Source organism: Empedobacter sp. UBA6745 (genome assembly GCF_002453775.1).
Classification (GTDB): Bacteria; Bacteroidota; Bacteroidia; order Flavobacteriales; family Weeksellaceae; genus Empedobacter; species Empedobacter falsenii_C.
In genome coordinates this window covers 141640-160561 of record NZ_DKHL01000032.1, presented here as the reverse complement: position 1 = coordinate 160561, position 18922 = coordinate 141640, and the positions used below count along the sequence as shown (strand labels likewise).

The 18922-nt window shown below is 29.2% G+C and carries 21 protein-coding genes; 7 read left to right on the top strand and 14 right to left on the bottom strand.

Annotated features, from left to right (window positions below; all coding sequences use genetic code 11):
• Position 1: 1 nt before the first annotated feature.
• Positions 2 to 712, bottom strand: coding sequence for a glycosyltransferase (locus B4H69_RS09635; protein ID WP_038336027.1), 711 nt, complete (start codon positions 710 to 712; stop codon positions 2 to 4).
• Complete coding sequence (locus tag B4H69_RS09630; RefSeq protein ID WP_306459997.1) at positions 713 to 1837, bottom strand: DUF1972 domain-containing protein; 1125 nt, start codon at positions 1835 to 1837, stop codon at positions 713 to 715.
• A gap of 62 nt (positions 1838 to 1899) precedes the next feature.
• On the opposite strand from B4H69_RS09630, the gene B4H69_RS09625 reads away from it, so the two are divergent.
• Positions 1900 to 3000 (top strand): glycosyltransferase family 4 protein, encoded by a 1101-nt coding sequence (locus B4H69_RS09625; protein ID WP_038336026.1) that lies wholly within the window; start codon positions 1900 to 1902, stop codon positions 2998 to 3000.
• Here B4H69_RS09625 and B4H69_RS09620 read toward each other — a convergent pair.
• The 5 genes from B4H69_RS09620 to B4H69_RS09600 all read right to left on the bottom strand — a co-directional run bounded on the left by B4H69_RS09620 (position 2952) and on the right by B4H69_RS09600 (position 7641).
• On the bottom strand, positions 2952 to 4205 hold the full coding sequence (locus tag B4H69_RS09620; protein ID WP_038336025.1) for a hypothetical protein: 1254 nt from the start codon (positions 4203 to 4205) through the stop codon (positions 2952 to 2954). The genes B4H69_RS09625 and B4H69_RS09620 overlap by 49 nt on opposite strands.
• Complete coding sequence (locus B4H69_RS09615; protein WP_052217844.1) at positions 4205 to 5011, bottom strand: glycosyltransferase family 2 protein; 807 nt, start codon at positions 5009 to 5011, stop codon at positions 4205 to 4207. The genes B4H69_RS09620 and B4H69_RS09615 overlap by 1 nt, the downstream gene beginning before the upstream one ends.
• Before the next feature lie 2 nt (positions 5012 to 5013).
• Positions 5014 to 6309: an oligosaccharide flippase family protein gene (locus B4H69_RS09610; RefSeq protein ID WP_038336024.1), complete on the bottom strand. Its 1296-nt coding sequence runs from the start codon at positions 6307 to 6309 to the stop codon at positions 5014 to 5016.
• Positions 6310 to 7269: a hypothetical protein gene (locus tag B4H69_RS09605; RefSeq protein WP_291093735.1), complete on the bottom strand. Its 960-nt coding sequence runs from the start codon at positions 7267 to 7269 to the stop codon at positions 6310 to 6312.
• 183 nt (positions 7270 to 7452) lie between these two features.
• A complete protein-coding gene (locus tag B4H69_RS09600) occupies positions 7453 to 7641 on the bottom strand; it encodes a hypothetical protein (protein ID WP_038336022.1) in 189 nt (62 codons plus the stop codon).
• Between the two features lie 39 nt (positions 7642 to 7680).
• On the opposite strand from B4H69_RS09600, the gene B4H69_RS09595 reads away from it, so the two are divergent.
• Positions 7681 to 8625, top strand: a complete 945-nt coding sequence (locus tag B4H69_RS09595) for a DUF6427 family protein (protein ID WP_038336021.1) — start codon at positions 7681 to 7683, stop codon at positions 8623 to 8625.
• Here the strand turns inward: B4H69_RS09595 and B4H69_RS09590 are convergent.
• The gene (locus B4H69_RS09590; RefSeq protein WP_280035029.1) at positions 8560 to 9387 is read right to left on the bottom strand and encodes a UDP-2,3-diacylglucosamine diphosphatase; all 828 of its coding nucleotides are present in this window, start codon (positions 9385 to 9387) and stop codon (positions 8560 to 8562) included. The genes B4H69_RS09595 and B4H69_RS09590 overlap by 66 nt on opposite strands.
• Positions 9363 to 9815, bottom strand: coding sequence for a 6-carboxytetrahydropterin synthase QueD (gene queD / locus B4H69_RS09585; protein ID WP_180905560.1), 453 nt, complete (start codon positions 9813 to 9815; stop codon positions 9363 to 9365). Before queD ends, B4H69_RS09590 begins: the two co-directional genes overlap by 25 nt.
• Positions 9816 to 9849: 34 nt before the next feature.
• Here queD and B4H69_RS09580 point away from each other — a divergent pair, with 34 nt between their 5' ends.
• Both B4H69_RS09580 and B4H69_RS09575 read left to right on the top strand, forming a co-directional pair.
• Positions 9850 to 10515 (top strand): ComF family protein, encoded by a 666-nt coding sequence (locus tag B4H69_RS09580; protein WP_038336020.1) that lies wholly within the window; start codon positions 9850 to 9852, stop codon positions 10513 to 10515.
• Between the two features lie 27 nt (positions 10516 to 10542).
• Entirely contained in the window at positions 10543 to 12300 is a 1758-nt protein-coding gene (locus B4H69_RS09575) for an Ig-like domain-containing protein (protein ID WP_038336019.1), read from the top strand.
• Between the two features lie 21 nt (positions 12301 to 12321).
• Here the strand turns inward: B4H69_RS09575 and B4H69_RS09570 are convergent, their stop codons facing one another.
• Genes B4H69_RS09570 through radA form a run of 4 tightly spaced genes read right to left on the bottom strand, consistent with a single transcriptional unit; the run spans position 12322 to position 15194 of the window.
• Complete coding sequence (locus tag B4H69_RS09570) at positions 12322 to 12732, bottom strand: DUF2752 domain-containing protein (RefSeq protein ID WP_291093734.1); 411 nt, start codon at positions 12730 to 12732, stop codon at positions 12322 to 12324.
• Between the two features lie 4 nt (positions 12733 to 12736).
• The gene (locus tag B4H69_RS09565; protein ID WP_291093732.1) at positions 12737 to 13114 is read right to left on the bottom strand and encodes a CD225/dispanin family protein; all 378 of its coding nucleotides are present in this window, start codon (positions 13112 to 13114) and stop codon (positions 12737 to 12739) included.
• 55 nt (positions 13115 to 13169) lie between these two features.
• On the bottom strand, positions 13170 to 13826 hold the full coding sequence (locus tag B4H69_RS09560; protein ID WP_038336017.1) for an acyltransferase: 657 nt from the start codon (positions 13824 to 13826) through the stop codon (positions 13170 to 13172).
• 3 nt (positions 13827 to 13829) lie between these two features.
• Positions 13830 to 15194, bottom strand: coding sequence for a DNA repair protein RadA (gene radA, locus B4H69_RS09555; RefSeq protein WP_038336016.1), 1365 nt, complete (start codon positions 15192 to 15194; stop codon positions 13830 to 13832).
• Between the two features lie 198 nt (positions 15195 to 15392).
• Between radA and B4H69_RS09550 the strand changes: the two genes are divergently transcribed.
• Genes B4H69_RS09550 through B4H69_RS09540 form a run of 3 tightly spaced genes read left to right on the top strand, consistent with a single transcriptional unit; the run spans position 15393 to position 17728 of the window.
• A complete protein-coding gene (locus B4H69_RS09550) occupies positions 15393 to 16184 on the top strand; it encodes a hypothetical protein (RefSeq protein ID WP_180905561.1) in 792 nt (263 codons plus the stop codon).
• The gene (locus B4H69_RS09545) at positions 16177 to 16959 is read left to right on the top strand and encodes a hypothetical protein (protein ID WP_180905562.1); all 783 of its coding nucleotides are present in this window, start codon (positions 16177 to 16179) and stop codon (positions 16957 to 16959) included. The genes B4H69_RS09550 and B4H69_RS09545 overlap by 8 nt, the downstream gene beginning before the upstream one ends.
• A complete protein-coding gene (locus B4H69_RS09540; protein WP_180905563.1) occupies positions 16952 to 17728 on the top strand; it encodes a hypothetical protein in 777 nt (258 codons plus the stop codon). Before B4H69_RS09545 ends, B4H69_RS09540 begins: the two co-directional genes overlap by 8 nt.
• 158 nt (positions 17729 to 17886) lie before the next feature.
• On the opposite strand, the gene B4H69_RS09535 is transcribed toward B4H69_RS09540, so the two are convergent.
• A complete protein-coding gene (locus B4H69_RS09535; protein WP_180905564.1) occupies positions 17887 to 18906 on the bottom strand; it encodes a lysylphosphatidylglycerol synthase transmembrane domain-containing protein in 1020 nt (339 codons plus the stop codon).
• Positions 18907 to 18922 lie beyond the last annotated feature (16 nt).

The window sequence follows — 18922 nt, the reverse complement described above, 5'->3', positions numbered from 1 at the left end:
GTTAATAATTTTTATATAATGTATTTATTTCTTTTAAAATCTCAAAACCATCAGTTAATTTAAGTTTAGAGCCTGCTACGTCTTCCCAATTAGTTATAGGAAATTCGACTCCATTTGTAAGCAAATTGCTTTTCTTCAATCGAATGAAGACTTCTGCATCAAATAACCATGCGGTTTGAAAAGGTGTTTTTAAAACTTCATTCAAAATGTTTTGAGAAAAAATTTTAGCTCCACATTGAGTATCGTAAATTCCTAATTTATATTTTATATTGATTATAGTAAGTATTATTCTACCAATGTAATGTCTGTATTTTTTTCGTTTGATGTTTGAATTAAGCAACATTATTCTCGAGGCTAGAATAAATTCCTTGGGAGAATTTTGTAAATAATTATACATGCTAAGGAAATCAACAGATTTTGTAGAAAAATCTGCATCTAAATATCCGATATAAGTATATTTATTTTGTTCATATAAAGAAACCAAAGATTTATAAATTGTAAAGGCTTTACCTTCATTTTTTTTATAATCAAATAAAAATGTGTTTGGTTTATTTTGTATGTACTGATTTATTTTTTTTACAGTATTGTCCTTGCTTCCATCATTTGCAAAATAAACATCTATGTTTGCTTGATTTAGTAATAAATCAATTTCATTAAAATTTAATCTAAACTCTTCATTATAACAAGGAATTATTATTGCTAATTTCGACATTTAAATAACTTCTTTTAATAAATTATAATATTTTTGATTGATAATACTCCAGCTAAATTCATTTTCTATAGAAGCTGTGTTTTTCTTAATTTTTTCTAATTCATTTTCTTTAACTAAAGTGTCATAAAGTTGTTTTACTTCATTTTTGTTAGAGAAATAAAATGCATTTTCTTTTAGAACTCCTTTGTTAAATTCATTATTATTAGCACAAATTAAGCAGTTGGATGCCATTGCTTCTAATAATGAAGGATTTGTACCACCAACAGAATGTCCATGAAAGTATAAACGTGAATAATAACGAATATTGTTTAATTCCTCGAAATTATAAATGCCTCCAGTAAATATAATGTTAGAAAAAGATTTATATTTTTCTTTTAAGAATTCTCCGTAAGGAGTTTCATGTTTTCCAATTACTAAGAAAATTTCATGTTTGTTAGATGATGTCACACCATCTAGAATCATTTCTAAGTTATTTTCGGGTTCAAATCGAGCAATTAATAAACTATAATTATTTTTTTGAATTTTATATTTATCTAAAATAGAATTATTTGGGTTAATAAATGCATCGGCGCCATAAGCAATATAAGTAGAGTCTTTATTGTATTTGTTTTTCAGATAGGTTTGTATTCCTAAAGAATCTGCAATTAGATGATCAGAATGTATTGCGCCTAATTTTTCGGCATATTTCAAGAAGTGTTGGACTTTTTTTGAATATTTGCTACGTTTCCATTCTAGACCATCCATGTTAGTTATAATTTTCGCTCCTTTAGGCATTAACCACCACCATATTGTACTGCTTGTATATCCTAATTGTAAAATAATATCGAAATTACGTTTGCGAGCATCCAAAATACAATTCAAATCGTAAAGAAATTGTCCTGCAGTTCCCATTTTATCTTCTGGATCCTTGCATTGGATTAATTTAACTCCATTAAATTTTTTTTCTTTATACGGATGTAATGAAGAGTTATAAACGTAAACATCTTCTCCCTTATTAGCTAAATAAACAGCAAAAAATTCAGCAAATTGTTCAAATCCACCGTGATAATTTGGTATTCCTCTTGTTCCTAAAATGGCAATTTTCATAATTGATGTATATTCGAATGAAAAATATTCAGAATTCATATAATAAACGGATTTGAATATAGTTTATTGAAAAGAAGTAGTACTTTTATTCAAATTAATATATGAAAATATTTGTTGACGCCTATTTACTGAATAAAGAATATCAAGGGACTAGAACTTATATCGTAGAGCTATATAAAGAATTATCAAGAAAAAGAAAAGATATTAAAATAACATTTGGAGTCGTAGAACAGACAACAGAGATTATGAATGAGTTTTTGGAGTTTGATAATATTTCTTTATATGAATACAAAGAAAAAAATCGTTGGAAAAGGATGTTTGGAGAATTGCCAAAATTATCTTTTTTGTATGATTATATGCATTTTCAATACATTATTCCATTCAGAAAATTAAATGAAAATTGTCAATACATTAATACAATTCATGATATTTTATTTGTTGATTATCCTAACCAATTTCCTTTTTTCTATAGAATCTCTCGAACAATTTTGTTTAAATGGAGTGCAAAAAAAACAGATATTTTATTGACAGTTTCTAACTATTCTAAAAAACAAATTGCTAAACACTTTAATATACAGTTAACAAAAATTCTTGTAACACCAAATGGTGTAAATGAAGAGTTTTTAGAAGATTATGATAAGAAGAGGATACAGGAAAAGATTTTATCAAAATATGGATTGAAAGATTATATTTTATACGTAAGTAGAGTGGAACCTCGTAAAAATCAATTACAGTTATTGCAATTGTTTTCTAATAATCAATCAATTTATAATAATTATACAATGGTTTTTGTTGGCAAAAAGTCGTTGGAATCTAATTCCTTTGAAGAATATTTTATGAAATTACCAGATGAGGTAAAGAATAAAGTGAAATACATAGAGCAAGTTCCACAAGACGACCTAGTTGATTTTTATAGAAGTGCTTCATTTTTTATTTATCCTTCACTTTATGAAGGGTTTGGAATTCCTCCTATAGAGGCAGCAGCAGCAAAAATTCCTGTCTTATGTAATAATATGACAGCAATGGAAGACTTTACTTTTTTTGAGCCTTATTTAATAAATTTTGAGCATCAAAATATTCAACAATGTTTTGATGATTTTATACTGAATAATCAATCAGACATTAAAGGGATTAAAAAAGAAATTGAATCGAATTATGCTTGGTCAACTTCGGCAGACGATTTATTAAATGTATTAAAATAATAAAATAATAGACATCCTAATATAATAATCATATTATCTCTTTGGTTATAAATACCTGTTATTGTTAGTGTTGTGAAGAAGTAAATGATTGCTAATACAGAAATAAATTTGGCTTCGAATGTATTACTTTTTTGTCCAACCCAGTAAAGTCTGAAGATAAAAAATAAGTATGCAAATAATGCAAAAACACCTAATTTATAAAGGATAAACGTATATCCATTATGTGTGTGTGAAATGTATTTCATTCCTTTTTTAGAACCATCTAAAGGGGCGTGAAATTTAAGATTAATTAAAGAACCAAATCCATTTCCATAAATAATAGTTTCTGGTTTATTTTCAATTAATTGTATGGATTTTAAGGCTTCGTAAGCACGCCAATGATCCCAAAGTTTTCCATGATCGGTTATTCTAACTTTAGATTGATAAATCTCAGATTGGCTCATTTTAATTTTATATAAAAAACCATCAAATCCCTTAGCATTTCTATTAATAGGCGTATTATTTAGATAATAGAATAGTCCAATAATTGAAAAAATTAAGGCGATAATTATTGTTAAGTTAAATTTGTTCAATTTTGTTAATCCTAAAGCTCCTAAAGAAACTAGTATCACAATGATAAACATTAATCTAGAAAAATAGATGAAAATAGATAAACAAAGAATACATAAAATAATTGTACTATAAAGTTTGTTTTTTGTGAATGATTTCTTGAAAAAGTATTTATAAAATAACAAGAAAACTAGGCTAAAACATTCTATAAAATTATCTTTAGTAATCAATCTCATAGAAGAAATATTTCTTAAATCTGAAGAAATAATAACAATAGATAAATGCGCGATAGCACAAGCTAAACCTAAGTATACGATTACTTTTGCAAAGTAAGCAGTATTATCAATTTTTCTAGCATATAAATATCCCAATATAATGCCTAAAATAGGTTTGAAAAAGAAAATGAAATCCTTAAAAATATCTATAAAAGCATAGTTGTAAACGAATGTTCCTACAAATCCAAGGAGTACAAAGCTGCTTATAAAGGCTATAATTTTGATGAATTTTATATGAAGTACAATTTTTTCTGTAATAAAATATTGTATTAATAGAATAAGCTCTAAAACAAAAATAGTCTTATAAGACCCAATATATAATTGAAATAGAATGAGTAATATAAGTAGAATTGAATAATATTTTTGTTTAGAAATTTTCATTATTTCACCATAATTAATTTAATTTTTTTTACTAAGCTGTTTAATGTTAAAGCAATAGAACATAATATATAATTTAAACCATGAGTATGTTTCTTCAAATATGTTCGATATCCTTTAATGAGTAAAGGGTTTTTTTTAGGGTTGAAACCAACAAAATGAATATAATTATATTTTGCAAAAAAGTAATTTTGATAACCATTATCAGCTATTTTTTTACATAAATCTACATCTTCAACATACATAAAATAATCTTCATCAAAACCATTTATTTCATTGTAAATAGCCTTTCTCATTAAGATAAAAGAACCTCCCAACCAATCAACTTTATAATAAGGAGCAGTAAATATTCCTTTCTCAAAATCACCTGTATAAGCACCATTTTTTATTTTAAAACAAGAAGCTATACTTGGAAATTTTCCTCCTGGAACAAGATATTTTTTGTTTTTATCGAGCATATTAATTCCAATTGCCCCAGCTTTAGGATCATTTCTCACAAAATTAATCAACTCCGAAAAATCATTAAGAATAATTGTATCATTGTTTAATAAGAGTATTGTTTCTGCATTTGCATACTTTACAGCTTCATTATTTCCTTTTCCAAAACCTAAGTTTATCTCAGACTTTATAAGAATGACTTCTGGAAAATGATTAGTTAAATAAGAAATACTATCATCACTTGAATAATTATCAAACACAATGATTTCATACTCAACATGAGTAAGATTTTCTTGTATTGATTGAATACATTTTTCGAAATACTTTCTTCCATTGTAATTAACAATGATAATTGATAAATCTTTTTCCATTTCTAAATTCCAATTGGTAAAAAACCAAGTTTTTTGTTAATAAAAAAGATACAAGTTAATTTCATTAATATAGTTATTACCAAGGTTGCAATAGCTGATCCTAACGCACCAAAATATGTAATCAAAATAATATTTAGTATAATATTCGCTACAAAATAAAAAAGATTTATTTTGAGTAATGTATTTTGATTGTTCGAGATATTTAAGATTTGATCGACACAACCAAAAAATACACTAAGCATACTTGAAATTGATATAATGACTAATATTTGGACAGTATTAGAACTTGTTTCTCCAAAGAAAGAAATGACGAAATTTCCAAAAAATAATAAAATTAAGAAAAAAGGTAAACAAACTAAAGTTAGATTTAAGCTTGATTTCTTTAAATATTTTTTGAGTAAATGAATTTCTTTTCTTTCAAAGTATTCAGACATTTTAGGAAGAGCAACAGCAGTGTAAGTGCTTAAAAATATCAATAACAATGAACCTATTTTGTATGCTAAATTATATTCCCCTACTTCTTTCGGTTCGGACATTATTCCTAGCAAGATAACATCTGTCCAACTTAATAAATATAGCATTAACCAACTTATCATCATCGGAATAGATCTTTTTAGTATGCTTTTATAAGGCGGTATATAAGACCTGTTTTTTTTATTTTTCAGATAAATACTAGAGTATTCAATAAAGAAAGTTACTAGATAGCTTATAAAATAAATTAGACTAATATTGGTAATGTTTTTATCTTCATTATTTAAGAAAAATAATGATATTATAAACAAAAAATTTGGTAGAAAGAACATGAAAAATCCAAACTTGAAATAATTTTTTGTTGCAATAAAATAATAAACAATAATATCGTGAGCCAAAATAGGAAACAAAAAGAAACCTAACAAGCGAAAACTATTAGCTAAACTAGTATCATTGAAACTTTTGGCGAGAAAATTTGCATAAAAAATTAGTAGAATAGAAGGAATCAACATGAAAAAAAAGACTAGCTTGAATGTATGATTTACAAAAGAAAACAAGCTATTTTGATCAAGCTCTTGTCGATTAAATTCAATCAATAATGTATTTTGTATTCCCAATGTAAAAATGATTAATAATACATTGACAATTGTTTGAATGATGGAAAAACTACCAAAAGTTTCGATACCAAAGTTTTTTGCAATAACTCGAATAATCAAAAAACTTAGTCCCATACCAAGTATTCTGAAAATAAATGTTAATCCACTCGTTGTAAAACTTTCATAAAGTTTAGAATTCTTTAGATGCTTTATTTTCTCTAAACTAATCATCTATGATTTTTCTGTGATTCTTTTTGTAATTGATTTTTTTAGATAAGCAAATAAGTAATAGAAAAAAGTAAAAAACAAAATAAAAATAGGTAAAATGATTTTCAATTGATTAGATTTCAGTTTTTTGAAAGAATCTTCACTATCTATTATTTTGTAAAAATCACTACCTTCAAATATACCAATTTTGATAAAGGTTGATTCTTTAGCTAAATTGTCTTTCATCTTTAGCATATCCCCAACTTGAGATTCAGCAGTTATAACTAGAGATTGACTTCCTTTATTTTTAGCTATAGAATTTAAGATAGTATCAATCTGAGACATGGTTTTCTCATTGAATTTTAACTTATCATAATCATTCTCTAAATTAATTTTCTTCAATTCATTAAGCAAAGGATTATTGTTTAAATAAATTGATAAACTTTTTTCAAATTTATCAATTGGATATTGATGATTAGACTGTATAATAATTGAATGATTAGGATAATTTTTATAGAATTCAACATCATTTACAATTTTTTTCAAATCCATATCTTCTGAAAAGGTTTTCATCAACTCAAGATTAGCTTCATTTCTTCCTCCAAATTCATAAGGATCCACTACTGGCTCAATTTTTATTTTTGAGATTCCATTGTAAAACAAACCATGCTTTTTTAAGTAAATAGTATCCTTTTCTGCAAACTTAGCGTTGATTAAATCAACCTTATTATATAGATTATCAACATACCCATATTTTGCTTTTACAAATAATTTATACTCATAATTATTTGTCATTTTATCTAATACATATCCAACTACTCCACCAAATAAAAGTAAAGATAGAAATATGTATTTTTTTGATTTTAAATAAGTAATAAACTGGATTAGCTTAATAAATAATTTTTCAAATGATTTAGAGAATTTAGAAATTACATTTCCAAAGTCAATTTCATTATTCTCTTGTTGAGTAGAATTATTATCCATTTTATCGTGTATGTTTAGTTTTAGTAATTCAAAAAATTTAATTATCGATCTACAAGTCGTTCTTCTACAACGTAGAAAAATAGGATTTATTCTACGTTTAGGAGACAAAAAAAACCTCTTATAAAATTTATAAGAGGTTTTTCGAATTAATTCGAAAATATATTTTATACAATATAAGATAAATTATCTTTCGTATCTTTTTTCATTTTCGGTTCCAAAGCTAGCGATTTTATATAACCACCATCCAAGTAATGCGCATCCGATGAATGTAAATAACCATCCAAAGATAACACCAACTGGAGATAATAAGTTTTCAAAAGTCCATTTGAAAATATCACCAATCGCAAAAAATAAATCAGTTATAACTCCCATATTCTAGTTTATTGCTTAATTTGCATCAAAGTTAATAAAATGTTGGTTAATCTACTTGACAAAAGGAATTTTTTTATACAGATTTTTATCATTGTGTTGTTTACGTTGCTTGGAGTTACTAATTTTAACAGTATTGATCTGAGTAATTTAGAAAAATTAGGTGTAATCCTGACGATTTTGACGATTGCTTTTGTGGGGTATATCGACAATACGAATGATTTAATTTCGACTTCTTCCTATCCAACTTTTACTTACATTTTGTGGATAATGCCTTTTATTGCAGGTTTATCAGATTATAGAATTGCTGGAAGTTTGTTGCTTGTGACTTATGTTACAGTGCAATTACTCTATTTTGAGTCCGAAAAAAACGATACGTACAATGCTTTTGATATAGGCGTTTTTATGAGTTTTGCAATTTTATTAAGTCCGCCACTTATTTTCTTAGGAATTGTAGTTTTTACTTATTTCTTGACTTTAAGAGTTGTAGAACCAAAAATTCCTATTCTTGGTTTTCTAGGATTTATTCTTCCAATATTAATCGTTGCTCAAGTTAGTTTTCTGCTCGATTATTACTTTATGTTCGATTTTTATAAAGAACAATTGATGCTAACGATAGTGCATTTCGAATGGAAACAATTGTTTTTAATTCCAATTGCAATCATACTAGTTTATTCAATCGTTAATCATTTCAAGAATGTGAATAAATTGACAGCGCAAAAGAAACGAATCTTTTTGTTGATGCATTTTATGTTTGGAACAATGCTGATTACGTATATTCTTTACGGAGGGAATAATGATGCTTATCTTGCCTTCTTAGGTTTTAGCATTATGTTGATGTTAACAAGATATTTTAGCGAAAGCAAACCCAAAATAGAATGGCTAAAAGAGGCATTTCTTTGGGTTTTTATGATTTGCTTGCTAATCTATAATTTTTATGATAGAATCCCGAGATTCTTCTCCTTGATTACGGAGGTAAGTTTTTAATTCGAATTCTTTTCCATCAAAAATACCATAAGTAAAGTAGTTAATCCAATCGCCAAGATTGATATGACGCGCTTTGCCTATCGCAATTTCCATTGGTAAATGTCGATGTCCATAAATTAGATAATCGTAGTATTTTCGATGCAATTGTTTGCGGCTATACATGATTAACCATTCATTGTCAACGCCCAAAAAATTAACATCTTCGTCACCCGAAATCATTTTATTTTTTCGCGAAGCTGTAATTCCCAACCACATTGCCAAATCCGGATGAAGTAGATAAAAAAGAAATTGACAAACTTTGTTTGTAAAAACCTTTTTCATGCGTTTGTAGCCTTTATCACCAGGACCTTTTCCATCGCCATGAACAATAAAAAATTCTTTCCCATTGATAATAAAATCCTGCTTATCTCGGAAAACAATCGCATTGATTTGTTCTTCCAAATAATCTTTCATCCATAAATCATGGTTTCCAACAAAGAAATAAATAGGAATTCCACGATCAGAAATTTCGGCTAATTTTCCTAAAACACGCACAAATCCTTTCGGAACAACGTGTTTATATTCGAACCAAAAATCGAATAAATCGCCAATCAAAAATAAAACACCACAATCGTCTTTTATTTCGTCAAGCCATTTTACAAACAATTTCTCGCGCACCAAACTATCTTTTTCATTCGGAGCACCAAAGTGATGATCCGAAGAAAAATAGGCTTTTTTACCAGCTTCTAACTGAATGTTTATTGGTTGTCCTCCGCTAACCATTCTGCATAAGAATTTTCAGTTTCGTGTAATTTCAAAGCAACCAAATCGATATTCGTTGGTAAAAGAGGCTTGATTTTATCCACAATCCATAAAATCATATTTTCAGCAGACGGTTGATAATCTGTAAAAACAACATTGTGACCTTCTGCTAATAATTTTTCTCCTAATGTTTTGTGAGGCGAATTTTCGTTCAATAAAATTGCGTGATCAAAAAGATTAACAATTTCTTTGTTCACAATTTTTTTCAAATCGCCAAAATCCATCACCATTCCAAGTTTCACATCGTTTGTGTCTTCAGAAGGTGTTCCTTTCACAGTTACAAATAATTTGTACGAATGTCCATGTATATTTTTACACTTTCCGTCATAACCATGCAAAGCATGTGCAGTTTCGAACGTAAAAGCTTTTGTAAGTCGAATGATTTTCATTAAATTTAGTACTAAACTTTAATTTGCAAAGGTAATGGAAATCAAAACAATCGTAAATTCTTTGGTTGATTTATTTTTTCCGATGCGTTGTTTGGATTGTCAAGACGTCATTCAACCTTCGCAATTTCTGTGTGTTTCGTGCTCAACAAAACTCGTTTTTACGCATTTTAATTTTGATCAAAATAATCGTGCTTATGATAAATTGAGAAATTTTTGCGAGGTCGAAAATGCATTTTCTTTGTTAGAATTTAAACATCATAATACCACACAAGCCATTTTACATGAAATGAAATATAGAAACCGCCCAGAAATTGGAATTGATTTAGCACAATTGATTAAGTTTGATTTGAGTGATTATGACGGAATTATTCCGATTCCGTTGCATCCAAAACGATTGAAAACAAGAGGCTACAATCAAGTAGAAGATTTTGCGCGAACGTTGGCAGAAATCAACCAGATTAATTATTTTTCGGATGGATTAATCAGAACAAAATACAATTCATCTCAAGTAAATGAAGACAAAAAACATCGATTAGAAAATTTGAAAGATGCGTTTGAAATCAATCCAAATCTTAAACCAGGACATTATATTTTGATTGATGATGTGTTAACAACTGGCGCAACAATTGCATCAGCCATTAAAAAGTTTAATCTTTCAGAAAATTTTAAGATAAGTGTAATTACCATTGCTTGTGCTTAATAACAAGCTTTTTCTTAACTTGCGCCCATGAATAAGACGACACGTTTTTCGCTTTTGATGTTAACCATTTTGATGGTTATTTCTTGTGCAAGACAAGGTTCACCAACGGGAGGACCTAAAGATGAAACTCCGCCAGTTTTCCTAAAAGCTGATCCAGATACGTTGGCAACAAATGTAGATGTCAATTTGCAAGAGGCAATAATCAACTTTGATGAGTACATTCTTCTGAAAGAATACAGCAAAAATGTGGTTGTTTCGCCATCGTTTCAAATTCCACCAATTGTGACGCCGCAAGCTTTAGCGAAGAAAAACATTTCGATTAAATTTCAAGAACCATTGTTGCCAAATACGACATATAGTTTCAATTTTGGTGATGCGATTCAAGATTTTAATGAAAATAATAAGTTGTCAAACTTTCAATATGTTTTTTCGACAGGTAGTTTTATTGATTCGTTGAAGGTGACAGGTCGAGTAAATTCGTCTTATGATTTCAAATTGCCAGAGAAGATATTGGTCGGGCTATATAAAATAGATAGTACATACAAAGACAGCATTATTCTGCAAAAGAAACCATATTACATTGCTAGAGCCAATGATAAAGGAGAATATCAATTAAATTATTTGGCTTCGGGCAAATATAAATTGATTGCTTTTGAGGATAAGGTAGAAAATGTGATGTACGATTATGGGAAAGAGCGCTTGGCTTTTCATAACGAACCAATTGAGTTGAATGCAAATCAACAAATCAACTTGAATTTATTCAATCAAAAACCAGCTTATCGTAAACCTGAAGCGAGTTTTAAACAAGAAGGTTTAATTGTTTTTAAAACGACTGGCGCAACGGATGATGTTACGATAACACCGGTAGGAAAAGAATTTAAAACGGCTTATATTCAGAAGTTTCCAAAACAAGATTCGATTAACTTTTGGTTTAATCCAAAGGTGGATACAATTATAGGAAAAAGCGCTAAATTGAATTTCAAGGTTCAACATAAAGATCAAATAGATGAAGTAAGTGCATTATATTCAAAATCGAATACAGAACGAAAATTAGAATTTAAAGCATTAAATGATCAAAAATTAGCACCAAATAAACCATTTAAAATTCAGGCAAATGCGCCAATAAAATCATTGGATTTATCTAAAATTTATGTGTTTAAAGATACAGTTTCAATTCCATTCAAAGTTTCCATTGATACAGTGAATGCACAGAACTTGAATTTTGCTTTTGATAAAAATTTAGACGAAAAATTTGAAGTTAATATTTATCCAAATGCTTTGACAGATGTGTTAGGAGAGAAGAATGATACGCTTGCTTATCCAATAAAAATGGGAACGCGTGGCGATTTTGGACATTTGAAATTAACGCTTCAAAATACTCCAAGCAAACCATTTATCCTACAATTTCTAAAAACTGATAAAGACTTTACAGTAATTGAAGAATTATATAATCCAGCAAATAAAAACTATTTCGAATTTAATTTTATTGAACCGGGAGAATATTTATTCCGTTTATTGGTTGATGAAAATGAAAATGGAAAATGGGATACAGGCGATTACTTATCAGGTAAACAACCAGAACCAATTTATTTGTATCCAGAGCCAATCAAAATTAGAGCGATGTGGGATGCGACTGAAACATGGGTTTTAGGTGAGGCAAATCAACCCGTTTCTTTACCAAATGACGATAAAGATTCGGACAAAAATAGAATACGTCGAGGAGAATTGAAAGAAGGCGAGGAGCGCCAAAATCCACGAACAACAAATAAGAAATCAGAGGAATAGTTCTCTGATTTTTTTTTGATTCTAACTCTCTGGAGCCAAATATATAAAAGGTGAAAGAGGAATGTTTCTCAAAATAGAATAAATCAAAAGGAAGATTAAGAAATTTCGCGCAAAACTTGCAGGGAGATGTAATTTGCCTGACATTGGTTTGCCTAAAAAAATATTTCCAACAATAGCATAATACAATTGTACACAAATGTAAAGTGCAAAAGGCAAAATAAGATTGTAGCGTAACGATTGTAAAAAATGCCCGTGAACAAGCAAGGAAAAAGCACGTTGACCACCACAGCCAGGACACCATAAACCTATTATTTCATGAAACATACATTTGATAGAAAACGGATTTTGGTTGCTGTAATAACTATAAAAATAGACAATTACCAAAATGGGTAAAAGCGTTGCTAGTCCATAAACCAAAATCCGTTTTATCATATGATTAATTTCCGTTAGAGCTTTCTAAAATACTTTTATATTGCTCCATATAGGCATCCATACCTCCTGTAATTAACATCACAACATTGATAATAACACCAATTACGCCTAAACCAATTGCAACATAAGCTAATAATTTAGAATTCTTAGCTGCTTGTTCAGCACCTGTATAATCGCCAATATTGTGTTTTGTATTCACTTGATTTGCAAAAACAATTGCAATAATACCCACAATAGTACCGATGCAACAAGGAGAACAAAGCCCTAAAACAGTACTAATGATTGCTAAAACAAGGTTGTTTTCTGGTTTTGGTTTAATTTCTTCAAAAGAAGATTGTTGAGGTTGATTAAAATCTTGAGTAGATTGGTTAGAATAATCCATAATAATGTTTTTTTGTTTGAAATAAAAGTAAAAAAAAATACTGTTAATCAAAAAATTATATTTCCCAAGAAATATTTTCTTTGATAGGTGTATTTATATTTCCACTATATATAGCGTTTTCTATTTTTAATGATTTACTTACAACGGTATTACTTCCTACTATACAGCCATTTGCAATAGATAAACCTTTCAAAATTTGTACTTTATTACATATCCAAACGTTATCACCAACGTTTACTGCTTTATTAGGATTAATAAGTGACTTATCTTGATTATAAATTTTATGAAAATCTGTATCCATAATAAGAATATCCCATGATAATAAACAGTTATTGCCAAAACTAATGTTATTGTAACATACAATAGAAGATTCAGCAGTTATGTTAAAATTTTGACCAAATGTTAAACTACCACTTTTGCTCACTGAAATTTTAGAGCCGTGACCAATATTTGATCGACCAATAAAATTTATTATTCCCTTGTTTTCCCATATACCTTTTGATAATTTTCGATCAAAAATCAAAACATCTCCAAAACCAAGTTTTATTAATCCAAAAGGAGAATCAATTGGAATATTCACTTTACCATGTAAAGATTTTAGTCTAAAATTAGAGCTAATTATTACAGGGAATTTAATTGCTTGACTAAATTTAAAATAGACAAAATTGAAAATAATAGTTTTGATAAAACTAATTTTAAAAATATTCTTCATAAGTTATTGAAATAACATGCGATATAAATCTTCAACTTTAGAAATTCTAACGATTCGAATTCCAAAATCTGTATCTTTTATTTTATTGTATTTTGAAACAAAAATTGCATCAAAACCTAATTTTTCGGCTTCGGTAATGCGTTGTTCAACACGATTTACAGCTCTTATTTCTCCACTCAAACCAACTTCTCCTGCAAAACAACAATTATCTGGAACAGCAGAATCTTCGCTCGATGAAAGAATTGCCACAATAACAGCCAAATCAATTGCAGGATCATCCACTCGAATTCCGCCTGTAATATTCAAGAAAACATCTTTCATATTCAGTCTGAACCCAGCACGTTTTTCTAAAACTGCCAACAACATATTCAATCGTTTGGCATCAAAACCAGTCGCCGTACGTTGCGGAGTTCCATAAACCGCCGTAGAAACCAAAGCTTGAATTTCAATTAACATCGGGCGAACACCTTCCAAAGTTGCTGCAATTGCATTTCCGCTCAATAATTCATCTTTCTTTGTAATTAATACTTCAGATGGATTTGTCACTTCGCGCAAACCAGCACCTTGCATTTCGTAAATTCCAATTTCTGCAGTTGAGCCAAAACGGTTTTTATTTGCACGTAAAATTCGGTAAATATGGTTGCGATCACCTTCAAATTGTAACACAACATCTACCATATGCTCCAAAATTTTTGGACCAGCAATTACACCTTCTTTTGTAATATGACCAATTAAAATAATCGGTGTGTTAGTTTCTTTTGCGTATTGAATTAGCTCAAAAGTTGTTTCTCGAATTTGAGAAATACTTCCTGGAGACGATTCTACATAAGTTGTTTGAAGTGTTTGAACAGAATCGACAACAATCAGTTGAGGTTGAATTTCTTTGGCGTGAGCAAATATTTTTTGCGTATTGGTTTCAGGTAAAATAAAACATTGATCCGATTCAATTCCAATTCGTTCAGCACGAAGTTTTACTTGTGAAACAGATTCTTCTCCAGATACATATAAGATTTTAATCGTATCTAACTTTAAGGCTACTTGCAACATTAATGTGGATTTTCCAACCCCAGGTTCTCCACCAACCAAAATCACTGATCCAGGAACAATTCCACCACCTAAAACTCGGTCTAATTCTTGGTTTTTTGTCGAAATTCTTATTTCTCCTAATGGATTTATTTCTCGGATATTCAGTGCAAAAGTTTTCTCTTTTTTATCCGATTTATCTTTCCACGATTTTTTTTCGTCGCCTTTGTCCACAATTTCTTCAACAATGGTATTCCATTCGCCACAACTTTTGCATTGTCCCATCCATTGCGAGGTTTGCGTGCCACAGTTTTGGCAGAAATATGTAGTTTTTGTTTTAGCCATAGTTTCAAATTTAGACAAAAATAATCTTTTATCGCGACAAGATATGGAGTTATAAGTGTGAAAAATTTTAATACAACAACTAAAAAACGTTAACGATAATTTACTTTTTTAACAAATTATCAACTTTAGATAAAGTTGAGTTAAATATTGATTTTCAATTGTTTTCTCGATTATTTTTAATCATATTTTAAAATGCCAATGAAAAGAACTTTACTTCTTAGCTTTTTTTATATTTTTTGTATTTCTGCCTATGCTCAAAGTACTTTAATTACAGGAAAAATTATTGTGGATGATGCAGATGAAGTTATTGATTTGGAAGGAACTTTGATTGAAAACTTAACGACAAAAGCCAAAACAAAAGCGAATAATGTTGGCTTATTTTCGATAAATGTGAATTTGAATGATGAATTGTTAATCAAACATACGGGAATTGAAGAAAGAAGATTAAAAGTTTCTGAAAGCACGATTACGAAAGGTTTTGTGATGATTCACGTAAATATTGAAGTAATTGAATTGAAGGAAGCGAATATCTCGAAATTGGATAAAAATTCGCTCAAAAATTTGGGAAAAGAAAAATCATTTCAAGAAAAATTGAATGATGAAGCAGGTTTTACTTCTCTAGAATTTAAAGCGGAACTGAATCTTAAACATGATGAGGAAAGAGTGAATAGAACGATTAAACAAGTTGGTGGAGTTAATTTGCTTGGGTTGTTAAATGTGTTTAAAAGTCCAAAAAAGCGAATGAAAAATCCTGTTCCGATAAAAGTTGTGAAAGAAGATCAATTGTCGGCGTTACATAAATTTTTTACGACCTATTATTTTGTGAATGATTTGAAAATTCCTGAAGGAAAAATAAACGAGTTTTTGGATTATTGTTATTCAAATTTTGATTTTCCCAAATTGTTGCGAGATAATAATTTTGATGAAATTCTTTTTATAATTGAGGAACAAGCACCAATTTATTTAGCAAAAATGAAGAAAAATGAGTAGAATAAAATACATTATATTATTGAATTTGTTGAGCGTTTTTACATTTGCGCAGACGACTTTGATTACCGGAAAAGTGGTGATTGATGATGGAATTGCTGGGCAAGATGTGGTGGACAATATTTTGGTGACAAATGAATCGACGAATGCGAAAGCGTTTACAAATGCGAGTGGAATGTTTTCGATTAAGGCGTCTGTTGGAGATGAATTGATTTTTACGCACGATTTTTATATCGAACGAAAAATCAAAATTACATCGGATATTTTAGCAAAAGGAATGCTGACGATTCACTTGAATATTGAAACAATTGAACTTGCTGAAGCGAGAATTAATACGTTAGACAAAAACTTTAAGAACAATATCAAGCTCAAATATGACCAAGTTGATGAAATGTACAAACAGTTGAATTTGGGAATTGATCCTAATTTGCGTTTCAGAAAAATTGATCCTAATGCTACATCAAATATTGGAAGTTTTGGATTATTGAATCCTGCGGCATGGATTACTGCAATTTCAGGTCAACGGAAGCGAGAAAAAAGACAGTACGAATATTTCAAAAAAGAAGATAGAATAAAAGATTTGGAGAATTATTTTACCCCAAATTATTTCATTGAAACGTTGAATATTCCAGAAAATAAAGTCAGTGAATATGTAAAGTATTGTTATATTAATTTTGAATTAGACAAATTGGTCACAGCAAATAATTACGACAAAATAACTCAGATTCTAGAGGAACAAGCACCGATTTATTTGTCAAAAATCCAAAAGAATGAATAAAATTTTATACGTTATAATTTTTGGTTTGATAAGCACTTTTTCTTTTGCGCAAAAAACTTTGATTACTGGAAAAGTGGTCATTGATGATGGCGTTGTTGGGCAAGATGCTGTGGATCATATTTTAATTTTGAATGAAATGACTAATGCCAGAGTTTTGACAAACGAAAATGGAATGTTTTCGATCAAAGCATCAGTTGGAGATGAATTGGTGATTACACATGATTTTTATATCGACCGAAAAATCAAAATTACATCGGATATTTTAGCAAAAGGAATGCTGATGATTCACTTGAATATTGAAACGATTGAACTAGCTGAAGCGCGAATTAATACATTAGACAAAAATTTTAAGAATAACATCAAGTTAGAACACGGAAAAGTAGATGAATTGTATGATAATTTGAATTTGGGTTTTGATCCAAATTTGCGCTTCCGAAAGATAAATCCTAACATGACTTCTACAATTAATAATAACGGGTTGTTGGATCCTTCTTTGTGGATAGCATCTATTTCTGGGCAAAAGAAAAAAGATAAAAAACAAAACGAGTATTTCAAAAAGGTAGATAAAATCAAAGATTTAGAGAATTATTTCACTTCAAATTATTTCATCGAAAGTTTAAATATTCCAGAAAATAAAGTCACCGATTATGTGCGATATTGTTATGCGAATTTTGAATTGGAGAAACTCGTAAAAGAAAACAAATACGATAAAATCACAGAAATTTTAGAGGAACAAGCACCTAAATATTTGGAAATGATAAAGAAATAAAATGTATATTTAATAAAAACTTATTCGCTATGGAATTACTTTTTGTACTGTTAGTCAATCTTATTTTCTTTATAATTATGAAAATATTTTATAAAATAAATCCTTGGGAAATCAATAAAATGGTAAAACTTTGGAATCGTAGCTTTGGAGGTATGTAACTATTGTGTAGAATCTCGTCGAATTCGTGCGATTTTGTAAATAGCAATCAATCCAAAACTAATCATTGATACAACTTGAGCTATATAAAGGATTAATCCAAAATAATCTCCAATTGCTCGTCCTTCGTGCTGATCTCCGCCTTTTGCTAAATAAACTGCCGAAAATGCAATCGACATAATATACGGATAAGCCAAACCGCCCGAAACAGGTAAAATCATTCCTAGAGATCCTGCAATCAATAGGAATAAACCTTCTGGTATTCCAAAATTTTTGGTGTCCGGAAAAGCGAAGAAAACAAGAAAAGTCATTAAAAAATAACAAATCCAAAGTGCGAAAGAATAAAAAATGAATAAACCTCTTTTTTCTAATTTTGAGATTGATTTTATTCCTTCCCAAAGTCCAAATAGAAACGTTTTAATCTTTTCAAAAAACTTTAATTGACTAATCTTTTTCCAGAAAATAGCAATTAATCCAATTCCTAAAACAAGAACTCCAATTGCGATGTAATATTTTAAGAAAGAAGGTTCTGTTGTTGGTTGGTGTGCCTTTTCTTTGTTTCCTAATTCAACAAATTTGATGAATGTTTCGTAATTGAAAATAAGTGTTAAACCGAAAAATAATCCCAAAAATAAAACGTCAATTACACGTTCTAAAACTACTGTTCCGAAAGATTTCTCAAACGGCACTTTTTCCATTTTATAGAAACTTGTTGCACGAGCAACTTCACCACTTCGAGGAATGGTCAAATTCATAAAATATGCAAATGCAATAGCCCAAAAACCAGATGAGGTTTGTGTGTTGTAGCCCATCGGTTTTAGAAGAAGATTCCAACGAGCGGCGCGTATCCAATACGTAAGAATACTGATTGCCATAGATGCAAAAATCCAAAAATAATTGGTTTGTTTTAAAACTTTTGCAACTCGTTCGAAATCAATTTGCTTCACTGTTACCACGACAAAAAAAACGGCTAACAATGAAGCAATGATTAAGAAGAGCGATTGTTTGATCTTACTCTTCATATCNNCGTATTGAAAA